This is a genomic window from Christiangramia aquimixticola, assembly GCF_048285835.1.
GTDB classification, from domain to species: domain Bacteria; phylum Bacteroidota; class Bacteroidia; order Flavobacteriales; family Flavobacteriaceae; genus Christiangramia; species Christiangramia aquimixticola.
Map to the genome: position 1 here is coordinate 280,150 of NZ_JBLVTL010000002.1, position 13,446 is coordinate 293,595.

Genomic DNA, 13,446 nt, shown 5'->3' on the forward strand with positions numbered 1-13,446 from the left:
GAATGTTTTGCTTTGTAAGCGGTTGCAAATATAAATCAATTTTTAAATGCCGTCAAAAGAAATATTCGATTTTTTTTGAAGTTTTTTTACTTAAAAATGAATCTATCGGACTCTCAATATTTTAGAGAAGAAAAAAAATAAAATTTTTCTGAAATAAATTTTCAAGCAATAAAAAAGGCAGCTCTAAAAGCTGCCTTTTTTATTGAGTAAACGGATGTTATTCGAACAACCATCTGTAAATATCGTTTCCGTTCGCATACAACACCAGGGCTATAAGCAGGAAGAATCCAACCATTTGTGCTACTTCCATGAATTTATCATTGGGTTTTCTTCCGGTTACCATTTCGTAAAGTAAGAACATTACATGACCTCCATCAAGAGCAGGAATTGGTAGGATGTTCATAAATGCCAGAATAATAGATAGCAATGCTGTAGTATTCCAGAATCCAAACCAGTTCCAGGTATCAGGGAATAAACCACCAATCGCACCGAAACCTCCTAATTGGGTGGCTCCTTTTTTAGTGAACACATATTTGAACTGGTATACATAGTCTCTTAAAGTCCAGTATCCATAATCAAAACCTTCACTTATACTCTCGGCAACCCCGTATTTTTTTCTGTCTACCTTAAATCCTCGGGCGATAGCAAAACCAAACTGCCCCTCTTCGTCTGGTGTGATCATTTTACTCATGATCTCCCCGTCACGTTGAAAAACAACTTCGATCTCTTTTTCTTTATTTTCAGAAGCTATAGGAGCAATTTCATGCCAGTAGCCTATTTCCATCTTATTAAGAAAAATAATGCTGTCTCCTTTTTTCAATCCTGCCTGAGCCGCTGCTTTATTTTCAATAACAGTATCCAGTACCGGGTATTGTAGCGGAATAAAGGGTTGCATTACCCCTTTCTCCCACATAGTTGAACCTATATCTTCAGGAATATCTATAGTTTCCACATCTCCATTGGAATGTTGAACCGTAATATTCTGCACATCTCTCATAAAGAGATATTTATTCACATCTGGAGTAAACTCAAGGTTTTCACCGTTAACACTTAGAATGTTATCTCCATCCTCAAAACCGTATTCCTTGAATTCATCTACTACCGCATAACCATCAGGCATTTGATCCGGACCAACTACCGGTGTTCCCCAAACAAACATGATCATCATGTATATAAGGAATCCAAGCACCAGGTTTACCGTAACTCCACCCAGCATGATAATAAGTCGCTGCCATGCCGGTTTACTTCTAAACTCCCATGGTTGTGGGGGTTGAGCCATTTGCTCTTTATCCATACTTTCATCGATCATCCCGGAGATCTTAACATAACCTCCCAGAGGCAACCAGCCTATTCCATAAACGGTATCCCCGATCTTCTTTTTAAACAATGCGAACTTTACGTCGAAAAATAAAAAGAACTTTTCTACACGAGTACCAAATAATTTTGCCGGAATAAAATGACCTAATTCGTGAAGAACGATCAGTAATGAAAGGCTTAATATTAATTGTATGGCTTTTACTAAAAATGGATCCATCTACTAACTTCAAATTTAAAATCGCACAAAAGTAAGTTTTTATAAGCTCCTACAAAAGTTTAAGTTCAAGTAGCTCCCGGAGTTAAAATTTCCTGATAAGAATTCGACAAATTGAAACTCAGGCTATAACTTTGCAAAAATTTTAATGCATGCGCAAGTTCTTTGCACGATACAAAACCTTTGCCATAGTTCTCGCGGTTCTATCTGTGATCATTGTATTTTGCATTTACAGCCTTTTAAAACCTGAAGAAAAACTTCCCGTTTTTCAACCGGATATGGTGAATGCTGAATTGGTGGACTCCACCGTTCAATACGTTCGTAAATATCACCGGATAGCAGATTTTGAACTCGTGAATCAAAATGGGGATACCATAACTGAAGAATTTTACGATAATAAGATCTATATAGCCGACTTCTTCTTCACCACCTGTCTTACTATTTGCCCGGTAATGACAGACCATATGATCAAAATCCAGGAGGAGATAAAAAACGACCCGGAAGTTTTATTGCTTTCGCATACCGTGTTCCCCGTAAGCGACAGTGTTCCGGTACTTAAAGAGTATGCTCTGGAGAAAGGGGTATTAGATGAAAAATGGAATCTGGTTACCGGTGACAAAAAGCAAATTTACGATCTGGCCAGGAAATCTTATCTGGCTACCAAGTCTACCGGAGATGGAGGGAAATACGACATGATTCACACCGAAAATTTTGTTTTGGTGGATAAGAAAAAAAGGATCCGTGGTTTTTATGACGGGACAAAACCGGAAGCTATAGAAGATCTTCTTCATGATCTGGAAGTACTCAAAACAGAGTACAACTAATTAATCTTCCATTAACTTTTGTATTGCTCTAAATTCCATTACTTTTGCCTTGTTTAAAATCAATCTAAATAAAAAGTGAAGGTAACAGTCGCAAATCTTAAACGAGGCCAGCGCGGGATAATCAAAGAATTTTCTGCAGATATGGTACCTCTTAAATTGCTGGAAATGGGTTGCCTTCCCGGAAACGAAGTAGAACTGGTTCAAACCGCTCCTTTTCAAGACCCTATGTACCTTAATATTAATGGAAGTCATCTGGCAATTAGGAAGGAAACCGCACTACTTATAGAAATCGATTTAATAGGCTAATATGGGTAAGCAAATTAATGTTGCTTTAATTGGAAACCCCAATACTGGAAAAACCTCTGTTTTTAATCAATTAACCGGGCTAAACCAAAAAGTTGGTAATTACCCCGGGATCACTGTTGAGAAAAAAGAAGGAATCTGTAAACTCCCTCGTGGCTTAAAAGCCCATATCTTAGACCTTCCCGGAACTTATAGCTTAAATGCCAGTTCTTTTGATGAGAATGTGGTTATTGAGCTGTTACTTAATAAAAATGATAAAGATTTTCCAGATGTTGCCGTTGTGGTAAGTGATGTGGAAAACCTGAAAAGAAATCTACTTCTTTTCACCCAGATCAAAGATCTTGGTATCCCTACTATTCTTGCCATTAACATGGCCGACAGGATGGACCGTAAGGGAATTAGCCTTGATATTGAATTACTGGAAGAACGTTTAAAAACCAAGATTGCCTTGATAAGTGCCCGTAAACGAATGGGTATAGATTATTTGAAAGATCTTATTCTTAATTATAAGAAGCTTACTATCGAGCCTTGCGTTAATGCTTCTATCATAGATCCTGAATATTTTGGGCATCTGCGTAAAACTTTTCCAAATCAGGCACTTTATAAACTCTGGCTGGTTATAACCCAGGATGTCAATTTTGGGAATATTAACCGCGGGGAAATCAAACGAAGTTCAGATTTCAATACAAAATCTACCAGTGACTTAAAACGTCTTCAGCAAAAGGAAACCATTTTAAGATACCAGTTTATCAACGGTGTTCTTAAGGAAACGATGACCGTAGATAAAAACAGCGCAACAGATCTACGCTCGAGACTTGACCGAATCCTTACGCATCAGGTGTGGGGTTACGTAATTTTCTTCGGAATTTTACTTTTAATTTTCCAGGCGATATACAGCTGGTCCAGTTATCCTATGGACATGATCGATGCGGCCTTTGCTTCTTTAAGTGAATGGACAAAAGATACCCTGCCCAAAGGACCTTTTACAAATTTAATTTCTGAAGGAATAGTACCCGGTCTGGGCGGAATTGTAATTTTTATTCCGCAGATCGCATTTTTATTCCTGTTTATTTCCATCCTGGAAGAATCCGGTTATATGAGTAGGGTTGTATTTTTGATGGACCGAATCATGCGAAGGTTTGGGCTAAGTGGAAAAAGCGTCGTGCCCCTGGTTTCGGGAACAGCATGTGCGATCCCGGCGGTAATGGCCACGCGAAATATCGAAAACTGGAAAGAAAGACTTATTACCATTCTTGTGGTTCCGTTTACAACCTGTTCTGCAAGACTACCCGTATATCTTATAATAATCGCTCTGGTAATCCCCGATGAAACATTTTTAGGTTTCAACCTTCAGGGTTTAACCCTTATGATCCTTTATATGCTTGGCTTTGGAATGGCCATATTCTCCGCCTGGTTGCTGAATAAGATCCTGAAAACAAGCACTAAAAGTTATTTTGTGATTGAAATGCCCAATTACAAATTACCAATGGTCAAAAATGTGACCATCAATGTGGTTGAAAAAACAAAATCCTTTGTCTTTGGTGCCGGTAAGATCATCCTTGCAATTTCTGTGATCCTTTGGGTACTGGCAAGTTATGGTCCTGGTGAAGATTTTGAAAATGCTGAAGAAATAGTTAGTTCACAATATGACGCATCTTCCACTATCGATAACCAGGAACTGGAAGAAGAGATCGCCTCTTATAAACTGAAGAATTCTTACATAGGGATCATGGGTCGAGGGATCGAACCCGCAGTGGCTCCATTAGGATATGACTGGAAAATTGGAATTGCCATAATAAGTTCTTTCGCCGCCCGTGAAGTATTTGTGGGGACTCTTGCCACCATTTACAGTGTGGGAAGCGATGAAGAAGAAACCATAAAGAACAGGATGGCCGCAGAGACCAATCCGGTGCTGGGAGGTCCATTATTTACCTTTGCCAGCGGAGTAAGTTTGCTGCTATTCTATGCTTTTGCAATGCAGTGTATGAGCACACTGGCCATTGTAAAGCGAGAAACCAATACCTGGAAATGGCCGGTATTACAACTGGTGATCATGAGTGGATTCGCCTATGTGGTGGCGCTTATAGCATTTCAACTTTTAAAATAGTAAGGAAAAGCTCTTAAACCGACTTAAACAACATGGAAATGATACAGGAAATACTCGTCTTTATTACTTTCTTAATGGCTTTAGGCTACATCATTACTAAGTTTGTGTGGAAACCTTCATTTGCCGGAAAAAAGAAAGATTCCAAAGCCTGCGGAATTTCTAACTGTGGTTGTGGCGACTAAGGCTGCAAAGTTTCAGTCACTCTAAAACTTATCCTGTATTCTTCAGGAGCTATTTTTTGATTTAGCCTGGGAGCAGGGAAAACTTCCATTACTTTTACTTCCATTTTATGAGCAGATTTGAAAAAATCCTTAAGAGAAGCATTCTTGCTAAATTCTAAATTTCCAATTGATTTATTCATCTCGAACACCTCTAAAAGGACTTTTACTTCTCCCGCCCATATACAGGTCACCCCATCATCAACAGGGCATCTGGAATCTGAAATTACCTGTCTAAATTTTATACTCCTATTTCCAATCTGGATTTGTTCTCCGGGACAAAGAATTTCTGCGTAAATATTGGTTTTGGGATCCTGCTGCGATACGGAAGCAGGAAAGTAAGAGTATAGAACAAGAAATAACATTAGCACCTTCATAGCGTCTTTTTATAGAAGACGACCAGAAAAGCAATTTGTTTCAAAAAATCATCCAAGACCTACATCCAGGGTCATCATAACCATAAATCCACCAATAAAGCCCATGGTAGAAATATCGGTAAAATTACCTTGTTGAGCTTCCGGCACAACTTCCTCCACTACTACAAAGATCATTGCACCTGCCGCAAAACACAATGCGTATGGCAAAATTGGCTGAAAGGTCAATACCGCCCAGGCTCCTAATACTGCAGCAACCGGTTCTACAATTGCCGATAATTGCCCATAGTTAAAACTTTTCCATCGGCTTAAGCCCTGTCTTCTTAACGGCATTGCTACCGCAAATCCTTCCGGGAAATTCTGTAAACCTATTCCAATTGCCAAAGCTACAGCTCCACCAATGCTTGCACCTTCAAAACCGGCAGCCACTCCTCCAAACAAAACTCCCACAGCAAGACCTTCCGGAATATTGTGCAAAGTTATAGCAAGAGTCAATAACACAGATTTATGCCATGGGGTTTTAATCCCTTCAGATTCGCTCATCTTAAAATTCACATGTAAGTGAGGTAAGATCTTGTCTAATCCAAATATAAAAAGTGCTCCCAACCCAAAACCTACCAGGGCGGGAATGGTTTTTTCAAATCCTTCGCCAGGACTCATTTCTATCCCGGGTGCCAGTAAACTCCAGAAACTGGCCGCTACCATAACCCCACCGGTGAACCCAAGCATCCCGTCAAAAAATGCACGGTTCATTCCTTTAAACAGAAAGACCAGTGATGCACCTAATGCTGTTAATCCCCAGGTAAACAAAGTGGCGATGAATGCTGCTAAAACGGGGTCTAAACTACTGAAGTAATCAGTTATAAAATCCATTCTATATAGTTTTAATAAATAAGTTAGTGGAGATCTGATTCGAGATAGTGAGTTCCACGCCATTTAAAATAATGAGCATGGATTGATCGAAATCTTCTTTAGAAACCACTTTAATTTGCTCTCCAAGAGCGATGTTATTTTTATCCAGATATTGCAGAAACTCCGTTGACGAATCTTTTACGCCAATAAAAACTCCGGCTTCCCCGGCTTTAAGATCAGATAACAACAAACGGTTGGAAACGGCGAAATTCCCTTTTGAATCGGGAATAGGATCTCCATGCGGATCACGTTTTGGATAACCCAGAAATTTGTCCAGCTCCCGGGTAAGTTTCTCAGATTTAATATGTTCCAACTGCTCGGCAATTTCGTGAACCTCGTCCCAGTTAAAATGAAGTTTATCTACTAAAAAAACCTCCCACAGCCTGTGTTTTCTAATAACTTCTATGGCAGCTTGTTTTCCAGCGGAGCTCAGTTTAACTCCCTGGTATCTTTTATAATTCACAAGATCTTTGTCTGATAGACGCTTCACCATATCTGTTACCGAAGAGGCTTTGGTCTGCATTTCTTCAGCTAAAGCACTGGTACTCACCCCGCTTTTATAGGAGGTTTCCAAATGAAAAATGGCTTTTAGATAATTTTCTTCAGATAAACTGAACATATAACACTGAATTTAATAAGCCCAAAACTACAATTTTTATTCTTTAAAACCATTTTTTAGATAAGCCTAAATATTTTTTATAAATTTGTCAAAATTTGAATGATGAAGTATTGGACAGGTCTGATTTTTAGTTTGCTAACCTGCATTACATTTGCTCAGGAAATAGAAATTAACGGAATGGTTACCTCCGCAGGGGAACCAGTTCCTTTTGCAAATGTGCTGATTCCGGGCACCAACGAAGGCACAAGTGCCAATTCTAACGGGCACTTTAAGATTATGCTTGCCAAGGAATCTATCACCCTGAATGTTCAGGCGATTGGTTACAAACCACAATCTGTAAGATTCGACCCTAAAGATTACCGTGATAAACAACTTAATATTGAGCTTCAGGAAGATGCCCTGGGACTCGATCAGGTAGTTATTAGTGCTACCAGAAACCGAATAAATTTAAAAGATGCCCCGGTTATCGTCAATGTTCTCGATTCTAAACTTTTCAATGCCACCCAATCTATTTCGGTAGCAGAATCACTGAATTTCCAGCCGGGAGTTCGGGTGGAGACCAATTGCCAGAATTGTGGATTTACTCAGGTAAGGTTGAACGGACTTGACGGAAGCTATACGCAGGTTCTTATAAATAGCCGATCGGTTTTTAGCGCACTAAACAGCGTTTACGGATTGGAACAAATCCCCACCTCTATCCTGGACAGGGTGGAAGTTATTAGAAGTGGTGGCTCGGCCTTATTTGGATCCAATGCCATAGCCGGAACCATTAATATACTTACCAAAGATCCCGTTCTAAACACCTGGAATGTTTCCGGCGATCTTGCACTTATAGATGGTAAAGTCCCGGACAGAACAGTAAATTTCACCGGTTCGCTTGTATCTGAAGACCTTAAAAAAGGAGTGACAATTTTTGGAATGCACCGGGATCGCGAAGCTTTTGATGCCAATAATGATGGATTTACAGAATTAACCGAACTAAAAAATTCCACTTTAGGAGCCAAAGCCTTCTACAAACCTACAGATCTTAGCCGATTAACCCTTGATCTAACGGCGCTGGAAGAATACCGGCGTGGTGGAGACAAATTGCATCTTGCGCCACATTTAACCGATATCACCGAGCAGCTGGAACACAACACCTTTATTGGTGGACTTACCTACGATCTCTCCAATGAGGCAGGTAACAACAATTACTCGGTTTACATATCTGGACAGCATACAGACAGAAAAAGTTATTATGGGGGCCTTGGAGGCGGAAGAACTCAACAGGACAGTATTGCGGCGAAGAATGCCTATGGCGATACAGATGACCTTGCCCTGCTTGCCGGATTCCAATATACCCGAAATTTCTCAGGAAATGATGTGCTTACCACGGGAGTTGAAGTAAACCACAGCAATACTCTGGATGAAATTCACGGCTATCAAAGATATATTGATCAAAAGGTTAATTCGTATGCCTTATTTAGCCAGTACGAATGGAAACAAATTTCAAATATTTCGGTTTTGGCAGGTGCAAGGATCGACCATATAGATGTAAATGGTTCTTACCGGATAGAAGACCTGGATCGCGAATCCAATATTAACCAAACAGTGGTAAGTCCGCGGCTTACTTTACTGTATGATATTACCGAAGATCTTCAGTTTAGAGGCGGATATGCAAGAGGATTCCGCGCTCCACAGGCTTTCAACGAGGACCTGCATATTTCTTCTGTTGGTGGAGAACCCCAATTTGTTATCCTTTCCAATGATCTTAAAACCGAATATTCCAATGCATACACGGCATCTTTTAATTTTTCCAGATCTAAAAATAAACTGCAAATGGACTTTTTACTGGAAGGATTTTATACAGAGTTAAAAGATCCCTTCACTACCATTAGTACAGGCGCAAGTTTATCCAATGGTTCAATTCTAAAAGAAATCAGGAATGGAAGTGGAGCTTATGTAACGGGAAGCAATTTTGAAATTGGTATTTCTCCTTCTTCAGGCTTAAGATTTCAAATGGGTGGTACTTATCAACGCTCAAAATATCAGAAAGACCAGGTGCTTTATGAGTCCAATTCCGGTCCCGGAGAGGAAATAATCATAACTGAGTTTGTTCGAAATCCAGATATATATGGGTATTTCAATATAAACACTACGCCATTTGAGAATTTTTCTGCAGATCTTACAGGAACCTATACGGGGAAAATGACCATCCCGAAAGTTGTTAATGCGGACGGGCTTCTTGAACTTAGAGAGTCTCCCTCTTTTAAGGATATCAACCTTAAACTTGGTTACCATATAGATATAACCGAAAATTTCCACATGAACTTAAGTACGGGGATTCAGAACATGTTTGATTCATATCAGGATGATTTTGATACCGGCCCTACGCGGGATTCAGATTACATCTATGGACCGGCAAGGCCCCGTACTTTTTTCTTCGGAATTAAAATTGGAGACCTGCACAATTAAATCTTCCGCAAATGAAGCTAATATTCAAAATTTTATTTCTGTTAAGTCTGCAGGCAGGTTTTGCACAAAAATCTGAAATAGACTGGATGGATTTTGAGACTCTGGATGCTGCATTAACTGTTCAACCCAAACCTGTTTTCATTTATTTTAATGCCGACTGGTGTGTGTATTGCAAGAAAATGGAAAGAAATGCATTCAGAGATCCGGAAGTAATTAGCCTCCTGAATAAAAAATTCTATGCGGTAAAAATGAATGCAGAAAGTACTGATGAAATTAGATTTGACGGGCAAACCTTTCGGAATGTTCAGGCAAAGACCATGCGCAATGGCATTCATGAACTTCCGCTTTTATTAGCTTCCAGAAAAGACCAAAAATTTACCTTGCCGGCATTATTGCTTTTGGACCAGAATTTTCAAATCAAATTGAGAAGCTTTCAGTACTTAACAACTGCTGAACTTTTAAAATTCCTGGCTAAAATTGATAAGAAAACTACCCAGCGGAATTAAATCCCCCTCTCCTTCTGAATTTGCTCATAAGCTTCCTGGACTTTTCTAAATTTTTCTTCAGCGCCTTTTCTATAAGCTTCGTCCATATGGCCTAATTTATCCGGGTGGTATTTTTTAGCCATTTTTCGGTATGCTTTCTTGACATCGGCATCAGAAGCAGATTTTTCAATTTCAAGAATAGTATACGCACTATCTGTATTTTTAAAGAACATTGCCTTTATACTCTCAAAATCTCTCGAGCCAATTTGCAAATAACCGGCAATCTCTTTGATAGTAACGGCTTCAGCCTCGCTTACAATTCCATCTGCCTGAGCAATCCCGAAAAGGAAATGAACTATTTGTAATCTGGTTGGATATTTGGTTCTTGCAGCAAGGTATCGGGATATTTTGGAAGCCGAAACCTGCCTGTTCTTAACTACTTCATTAAAAGTTCGAAAAGTAGCATTGGCCCGTTCCTTTCCATAGGCCTGTATAAAATAAGATCTAACGTAATCCAGTTCCTGCTGGGAAACCTGTCCATCTGCCTTGATCACAATGGAACAAAGAGAAAGTAAATTCAGTTCAAAATCTCCGGGTGATACCTGCTGTTTTTGTTCTCCAAAAACAGACTGGAACACACCTCCGGAACTACGAATGTAATTATCCAGAAGGGAACCTATTATAAATCCAAGAATAGCACCGGGAAACCTGAAGTACATATATCCCAGAACTGCGGCAAGCCATTTGATCATTGGGCAATTTTTCTTTGGCCGCTAAGATAACATTTTAAGAATTTATTCACCCATGCCTGGTCGCCGGAATTAAGGAAGCAGGTATAAATCAAACCTATTAGTACATAGTAATTTGAGATATGCCCACCTTAACTTAATTTGGTATCTTTGTGCCTCGATAAAGTTTAATATAAAAAGTTTAAATATATGTATCCAGCAGATTTAGTAAAACCAATGAGAGAAGATCTTACAAGTATTGGTTTTCAAGAATTACATACAGTAGAAGACGTAGAAAAGGCTATGGAACTAAAAGGAACTACTCTTGTAGTAGTGAATTCTGTTTGTGGTTGTGCAGCTGCGAATGCCCGTCCGGGAGCCAGAATGTCTCTTCAAAATACTAAGAAGCCAGATAACCTGGTAACGGTATTTGCAGGAGTAGATAAAGAAGCTACAGATAAGGCCAGAGAAATGATGGTTCCTTTTCCTCCTTCTTCTCCTTCTATGGCATTGTTCAAAGACGGTGAATTAGTTCATATGTTAGAGCGTCACCACATTGAAGGACGCCCGGCAGATATGATTGCTGAAAACCTAATTGGAGCTTATAACGAATTTTGCTAATTAGTAATTAGTTTAGCAATTAAACCACGCCTGGCGTGGTTTTTTTATGCCTTAATATTGGAAATACTTATTTTCGTAGTTTTAAACCTGAGATGAAAAAGATTCTATCCTACCCTTTATCTGTAATATTCTACCTCTTTTTTTTTATCAATCTGCTTGTCTTCCATCCTATACAGTGGATAAGTTTGAAACTTGGTGGATATGATGCACACAAGAAGAGTGTGGATATTTTCAATTTTTTCCTGCTGCGTTGCCTGAATATTCTTGGAACCCGGTTTACCGTGGAGAACGAACATGACCTACCGGATAATAGGACCATCATTTTTGTCGCCAACCACCAGGGGATGTACGACATTCCGCCTATCATCTGGCACTTTAGAAAACATCATCCAAAATTCGTCAGCAAAAAAGAACTTGGAAGAGGGATCCCCAGTATATCCTATAATTTAAGACACGGAGGATCTGTTCTTATCGACAGGAAAAACCGAAGAGAATCGCTCATGAAAATGAGCCAGTTTGGAGATTATTTAAAGCGAACCCGGAGATCTGCCGTTATATTTCCTGAAGGCACACGAAGCAGAACGGGACAGCCGAAGGAATTTAGAAAGAACGGTATGTTTATGTTGTTTAAAAAACTACCGGAAGCTGTAGTGGTTCCCATTACCATTAACAATTCCTGGAAACTTTTTAAACATGGTAATTTCCCAATAGATCTTGGTGTCCATGTTAAGCTGAAAGCTCATAAGCCAATTGAGGTTGGTTCCAAAGACCCAGATGCGCTAGCAGCGGAAATTGAAAGAATTATCATTGCAGATATTAATTAGAATGACAGAGCACGAGATAGTAGAGAAAACCAAAGACTTCGTAAAAAAAACTCTTGAAGGAGCTGAAGGTGGTCATGACTGGTTTCATATAGAAAGGGTTTATAAAAATGCAAAACATATAGCTCACACAGAAGATGCAAATCTATTTGTAGTGGAACTGGGAGCACTTTTACATGATATTGCCGACTCAAAATTTCATAATGGTGATGAGTCCGTAGGTCCAACCACGGCAAAGAACTTCTTAAACTCGCAGGGAGTTGAAGAAGATGTTATCGATCACGTAGTTAAAATTATAGAGAACATTTCCTTTAAAGGAGGTAACGGCCAGCAGAAGTTTAAATCTATAGAACTGGATATAGTTCAGGATGCAGACAGGCTGGATGCGTTGGGCGCGATAGGTATTGCCAGAACTTTTAATTATGGAGGTTTTAAGAACCGTCCTCTTTATGATCCATCTATTGAACCGCAGATGAACATGACAAAAGAAGAGTATAAAGCTTCCAATGCTCCTACCATTAATCATTTCTACGAAAAGTTACTTTTACTAAAGGACCGGATGAATACTGAAACCGGAAGAAAGATCGCTGCAGAAAGACATAAGTTTATGGAAAACTTCCTTGAACAGTTCTATGCAGAATGGGACGGGATCCAGTAAGATTCTATTTGATTTCCTGACATTCGGGACAAAAATAGGTGCTTCTCCCTCCCACCTTAATCATTTCTATTTTCCCTTTTCCATTAGGGCAATTTTCCCCTTCCGTACGGTGTGGCCTTAAATAAGTTTTAGGGATGGGATTACCTTCGGTCTTACTTTTGAAAACGGTATCGAGGACATTCTTCATATTTTTATACATGGAGGAAATCTCTTTATCGTTCAGCTTTTCAGCCTTGGATTTAGGATGAATTCCGCTGTGAAATAGTAACTCATCAACATATAGATTTCCCAGGCCGGCGATAAAAGACTGGTCCATTAGCGCAGTTTTCACACTCCCTTTTTTACCATCAAACAATTTCTGAAATTCCTTTTCACCAATATCTGTAGCATGAGGACCAAGGTCCTGCTGTTCCCGAAAGGCTTCAACACTTTCGGTTAAAAACAACTTTCCGAATTTTCGCGGGCAGATGAAGGAAAACTTTGCATCATTATCAAAGGTGAGGGTTAAATGTGCATGTTTATCCACCTCATCATGTTTAAAATAATCCAGTTTCCCGGTCATCCCAAAATGGATAACTAAATAGCCGGAATTCTTCAATTCCAGCAATAAATATTTCCCGATTTGTTTAGTTGCCGTGAATTCATTTTTCAACAATTTCACTTCGAAATCTTTTTGAGGCGATTGGAATAACTTTTTTGCGCCGCAATCAACTTTAATGATCTTTTGATGCAGACTCGTTGAATCCACATACATTTTTTGATAGGCTACTTCTGGTAATTCAGGCATGAAA

15 protein-coding genes are annotated in these 13,446 nt (G+C 39.3%); 9 read left to right on the plus strand and 6 right to left on the minus strand.

The genetic code is table 11. From position 1 onward, the window contains the following. Positions 1 to 217 precede the first annotated feature (217 nt). Positions 218 to 1,534: an RIP metalloprotease RseP gene (gene rseP, locus ACNKXV_RS04850; RefSeq protein WP_417906576.1), complete on the minus strand. Its 1,317-nt coding sequence runs from the start codon at positions 1,532 to 1,534 to the stop codon at positions 218 to 220. A 149-nt stretch (positions 1,535 to 1,683) separates the two neighbouring features. On the opposite strand from rseP, the gene ACNKXV_RS04855 reads away from it, so the two are divergent. The 4 genes from ACNKXV_RS04855 to ACNKXV_RS04870 all read left to right on the plus strand — a co-directional run bounded on the left by ACNKXV_RS04855 (position 1,684) and on the right by ACNKXV_RS04870 (position 4,947). Continuing rightward, positions 1,684 to 2,355 carry an SCO family protein gene (locus ACNKXV_RS04855; RefSeq protein WP_417906577.1) on the plus strand — a complete coding sequence of 224 codons (672 nt, stop codon included), beginning with the start codon at positions 1,684 to 1,686 and terminating at the stop codon, positions 2,353 to 2,355. A 75-nt stretch (positions 2,356 to 2,430) separates the two neighbouring features. Continuing rightward, positions 2,431 to 2,661 carry a FeoA family protein gene (locus ACNKXV_RS04860; RefSeq protein WP_417906578.1) on the plus strand — a complete coding sequence of 77 codons (231 nt, stop codon included), beginning with the start codon at positions 2,431 to 2,433 and terminating at the stop codon, positions 2,659 to 2,661. A gap of 1 nt (position 2,662) precedes the next feature. Next, positions 2,663 to 4,765, plus strand: coding sequence for a ferrous iron transport protein B (gene feoB / locus ACNKXV_RS04865; RefSeq protein ID WP_417906579.1), 2,103 nt, complete (start codon positions 2,663 to 2,665; stop codon positions 4,763 to 4,765). Between the two features lie 38 nt (positions 4,766 to 4,803). After that, the gene (locus tag ACNKXV_RS04870) at positions 4,804 to 4,947 is read left to right on the plus strand and encodes a FeoB-associated Cys-rich membrane protein (RefSeq protein WP_417906580.1); all 144 of its coding nucleotides are present in this window, start codon (positions 4,804 to 4,806) and stop codon (positions 4,945 to 4,947) included. On the opposite strand, the gene ACNKXV_RS04875 is transcribed toward ACNKXV_RS04870, so the two are convergent. The 3 genes from ACNKXV_RS04875 to ACNKXV_RS04885 are packed head-to-tail and all read right to left on the minus strand — an operon-like array spanning position 4,944 to position 6,888. Beyond that, positions 4,944 to 5,360, minus strand: a complete 417-nt coding sequence (locus ACNKXV_RS04875) for a hypothetical protein (RefSeq protein WP_417906581.1) — start codon at positions 5,358 to 5,360, stop codon at positions 4,944 to 4,946. The genes ACNKXV_RS04870 and ACNKXV_RS04875 overlap by 4 nt on opposite strands. A gap of 48 nt (positions 5,361 to 5,408) precedes the next feature. Further along, positions 5,409 to 6,230, minus strand: a complete 822-nt coding sequence (locus tag ACNKXV_RS04880; RefSeq protein WP_417906582.1) for a ZIP family metal transporter — start codon at positions 6,228 to 6,230, stop codon at positions 5,409 to 5,411. 1 nt (position 6,231) lies between these two features. Beyond that, positions 6,232 to 6,888 (minus strand): metal-dependent transcriptional regulator, encoded by a 657-nt coding sequence (locus ACNKXV_RS04885; protein WP_417906583.1) that lies wholly within the window; start codon positions 6,886 to 6,888, stop codon positions 6,232 to 6,234. A 99-nt stretch (positions 6,889 to 6,987) separates the two neighbouring features. Here ACNKXV_RS04885 and ACNKXV_RS04890 point away from each other — a divergent pair, with 99 nt between their 5' ends. Together ACNKXV_RS04890 and ACNKXV_RS04895 are read left to right on the plus strand one after the other, a co-directional pair. Continuing rightward, positions 6,988 to 9,342 carry a TonB-dependent receptor gene (locus ACNKXV_RS04890; RefSeq protein ID WP_417906584.1) on the plus strand — a complete coding sequence of 785 codons (2,355 nt, stop codon included), beginning with the start codon at positions 6,988 to 6,990 and terminating at the stop codon, positions 9,340 to 9,342. A gap of 11 nt (positions 9,343 to 9,353) precedes the next feature. After that, positions 9,354 to 9,848 carry a thioredoxin family protein gene (locus tag ACNKXV_RS04895; protein WP_417906585.1) on the plus strand — a complete coding sequence of 165 codons (495 nt, stop codon included), beginning with the start codon at positions 9,354 to 9,356 and terminating at the stop codon, positions 9,846 to 9,848. Here ACNKXV_RS04895 and ACNKXV_RS04900 read toward each other — a convergent pair. Next, positions 9,845 to 10,579 carry a TerB family tellurite resistance protein gene (locus tag ACNKXV_RS04900; protein ID WP_417906586.1) on the minus strand — a complete coding sequence of 245 codons (735 nt, stop codon included), beginning with the start codon at positions 10,577 to 10,579 and terminating at the stop codon, positions 9,845 to 9,847. The genes ACNKXV_RS04895 and ACNKXV_RS04900 overlap by 4 nt on opposite strands. Positions 10,580 to 10,765: 186 nt before the next feature. On the opposite strand from ACNKXV_RS04900, the gene ACNKXV_RS04905 reads away from it, so the two are divergent. From ACNKXV_RS04905 to ACNKXV_RS04915, 3 genes are all read left to right on the plus strand, one after another. Further along, the gene (locus tag ACNKXV_RS04905) at positions 10,766 to 11,176 is read left to right on the plus strand and encodes a BrxA/BrxB family bacilliredoxin (protein WP_417906587.1); all 411 of its coding nucleotides are present in this window, start codon (positions 10,766 to 10,768) and stop codon (positions 11,174 to 11,176) included. A 92-nt stretch (positions 11,177 to 11,268) separates the two neighbouring features. Beyond that, positions 11,269 to 12,000: a lysophospholipid acyltransferase family protein gene (locus ACNKXV_RS04910; RefSeq protein WP_417906588.1), complete on the plus strand. Its 732-nt coding sequence runs from the start codon at positions 11,269 to 11,271 to the stop codon at positions 11,998 to 12,000. A 1-nt stretch (position 12,001) separates the two neighbouring features. After that, positions 12,002 to 12,655: an HD domain-containing protein gene (locus ACNKXV_RS04915; RefSeq protein ID WP_417906589.1), complete on the plus strand. Its 654-nt coding sequence runs from the start codon at positions 12,002 to 12,004 to the stop codon at positions 12,653 to 12,655. A gap of 4 nt (positions 12,656 to 12,659) precedes the next feature. Here ACNKXV_RS04915 and ACNKXV_RS04920 read toward each other — a convergent pair whose 3' ends face one another. Continuing rightward, on the minus strand, positions 12,660 to 13,442 hold the full coding sequence (locus ACNKXV_RS04920; protein ID WP_417906590.1) for an Fpg/Nei family DNA glycosylase: 783 nt from the start codon (positions 13,440 to 13,442) through the stop codon (positions 12,660 to 12,662). Positions 13,443 to 13,446: the final 4 nt, after the last annotated feature.

Excerpts from the sequence above, each read along its gene's own strand:
- ACNKXV_RS04880 (WP_417906582.1), bottom strand. The coding sequence starts at position 6,230 with ATGGATTTTATAACTGATTACTTCAGTAGTTTAGACCCCGTTTTAGCA.
- ACNKXV_RS04915 (WP_417906589.1), top strand. The coding sequence starts at position 12,002 with ATGACAGAGCACGAGATAGTAGAGAAAACCAAAGACTTCGTAAAAAAA.
- ACNKXV_RS04910 (WP_417906588.1), top strand. The coding sequence starts at position 11,269 with ATGAAAAAGATTCTATCCTACCCTTTATCTGTAATATTCTACCTCTTT.
- ACNKXV_RS04905 (WP_417906587.1), top strand. The coding sequence starts at position 10,766 with ATGTATCCAGCAGATTTAGTAAAACCAATGAGAGAAGATCTTACAAGT.
- feoB (WP_417906579.1), top strand. The coding sequence starts at position 2,663 with ATGGGTAAGCAAATTAATGTTGCTTTAATTGGAAACCCCAATACTGGA.
- ACNKXV_RS04885 (WP_417906583.1), bottom strand. The coding sequence starts at position 6,888 with ATGTTCAGTTTATCTGAAGAAAATTATCTAAAAGCCATTTTTCATTTG.
- ACNKXV_RS04875 (WP_417906581.1), bottom strand. The coding sequence starts at position 5,360 with ATGAAGGTGCTAATGTTATTTCTTGTTCTATACTCTTACTTTCCTGCT.
- ACNKXV_RS04855 (WP_417906577.1), top strand. The coding sequence starts at position 1,684 with ATGCGCAAGTTCTTTGCACGATACAAAACCTTTGCCATAGTTCTCGCG.
- ACNKXV_RS04895 (WP_417906585.1), top strand. The coding sequence starts at position 9,354 with ATGAAGCTAATATTCAAAATTTTATTTCTGTTAAGTCTGCAGGCAGGT.
- ACNKXV_RS04870 (WP_417906580.1), top strand. The coding sequence starts at position 4,804 with ATGATACAGGAAATACTCGTCTTTATTACTTTCTTAATGGCTTTAGGC.
- ACNKXV_RS04890 (WP_417906584.1), top strand. The coding sequence starts at position 6,988 with ATGATGAAGTATTGGACAGGTCTGATTTTTAGTTTGCTAACCTGCATT.
- ACNKXV_RS04920 (WP_417906590.1), bottom strand. The coding sequence starts at position 13,442 with ATGCCTGAATTACCAGAAGTAGCCTATCAAAAAATGTATGTGGATTCA.
- rseP (WP_417906576.1), bottom strand. The coding sequence starts at position 1,534 with ATGGATCCATTTTTAGTAAAAGCCATACAATTAATATTAAGCCTTTCA.
- ACNKXV_RS04900 (WP_417906586.1), bottom strand. The coding sequence starts at position 10,579 with ATGATCAAATGGCTTGCCGCAGTTCTGGGATATATGTACTTCAGGTTT.